Annotated in this window: 1 protein-coding gene; it reads left to right on the top strand. The window is 58.2% G+C overall.

Annotated elements, in window-relative coordinates:
* Positions 1-337 precede the first annotated feature (337 nt).
* Positions 338-1653 (top strand): PAS domain-containing protein (locus BLW97_RS20155; RefSeq protein WP_143214996.1); only part of this gene is annotated, 1316 nt, incomplete at its 3' end.

Here is a 1653-nt window from a genome sequence, read left to right as displayed (position 1 = left end):
CTTTTGGGCGTTGCGTCAGTGGCGGCTTTTGAGTGGTCATCCCAGTTCGGTAGGCCGCCTGGCGCGCCATGCCCTTTACCTATATGCCACGGAAATGACGGACTAAGCGCTAAGCGCCGGTATGGATTTATTGTTACCGCAACGAGTGGAGCACCGCGTCCCCCCTGGTTTTGCAAAAGCCTGTATGACAACTGCAGAAACGCAGGATAAGGTGCGGCGGGTTTCGTGGTAAATTCCCCAACCTGTACTATTTATGAAACATTACTCGTGCATGTGAAAGGATGCCGTAGAAAGTGCTTACTCATGATGTCCGCTTCTCCAAGGTAGATTGATACCGATGCTACCCTGGTTATTGCGTGCCTGGCTTTTGTTTGTGGTCATCGTTCTGCTGGCTGGGGGAGGCTTGGCCTATGAAACATGGCAGGATGTTTGCCGGGAATACAGCACCAACTTGCGGGTGCTGGCAGCCGCTGTGGCGGATGGCACGCATTTATTTCTCAAGGGCACCCAGTCTTCATTGGCCATGCTGGGTCAGGACACGGGCACAGGAGCCGATGGCACGCCTCTGGCGATTCACGAAAAATTGCAGGACTACCTGGTCCTCAATCCCGATTTCAATAGTGTCGGTGTGCGTGCGGCAGCTGACGGGGTGGTCACTGCCGGGATGGACAAGGGACTGCTGCGGACCTTGCTTTCACTCCCGGCATCGCCGGATGCCCGTTCCCGGATTACGGACCAGCAGCGGCAACTGATCCAGCGTTGTAGACAGGCTTCCGACCTCTGCGTCGGTCCTCCTTTGCCGGTGCGTAATCCGGGACACCCCCAACATCCACATTGGGTGGTCCCGCTTTTCCTGGGGGCCCAAGGGACCCCCTATCGACATTCCGTAGTGACCAACATGGTGGCCCTGCTGCCCTTGCAGCACGGCCAATTCCCTTTTTGGCGCAATCTGCCGCTTCCTGCCTTGAGTTCGGTCTTTCTGCTGCGCCGGGATGGCTTTCTGGAAAGCCTCTATCCGCTGCCCACACAAAGCCCCTTTGGTGCACCCCAAAACGGCATTGCCGTCCAGTCCATCCGGGCGCACCCCCAGGCCCGCTCTGCCAGCTTTTATGGCCTGGCTACGGCGTTCAATCAATGGCGTCTCGGGGCCTGGAACCAGGTGCGAGGCTATCCGCTGGTAGCCGGTGTGGGACTGCCACGTTCCTTTCTGCTGGCCACCTGGTGGAATCGGATGACCGGACCTTTGGCGGCCATGCTGGCTCTGCTGCTGCTTTCTACCTTCGGCTATTGGACCTTTCGCCGCATCGGCGAAGACCGGCAGCGTGAAAGATCGGCCCATGATTTGAGGTTGTGGGAGGCCAAGGAGCGGGCGGAAGTCACCCTCCATTCCATTGGTGACGGGGTGATAACGACCGACACCCAAGGTCGGGTCACAGATATCAATCCCGTGGCTGAATCCATGCTGGGTTCTGCACGCTCAGACCTTCTGGGAAAACCGCTCGAAACGGTTTTCCACATCGCCCATGAGGGGGATCACCTTCCGGTAGAAAACCCCATCCGCAGAGTCTTGCAGGAAGGCCGGATCGTGGGGCTGGCCAACCATACGGTTCTCCTGCGCGCGGATGGTCAGGAGATCGCCATTGAAGATTCTGC

Origin of the sequence: Acidithiobacillus albertensis (genome assembly GCF_001931655.1) — a bacterium.
GTDB lineage: Bacteria > Pseudomonadota > Gammaproteobacteria > Acidithiobacillales > Acidithiobacillaceae > Acidithiobacillus > Acidithiobacillus thiooxidans.
This window is presented reverse-complemented; position numbering and strand designations above follow the sequence as displayed.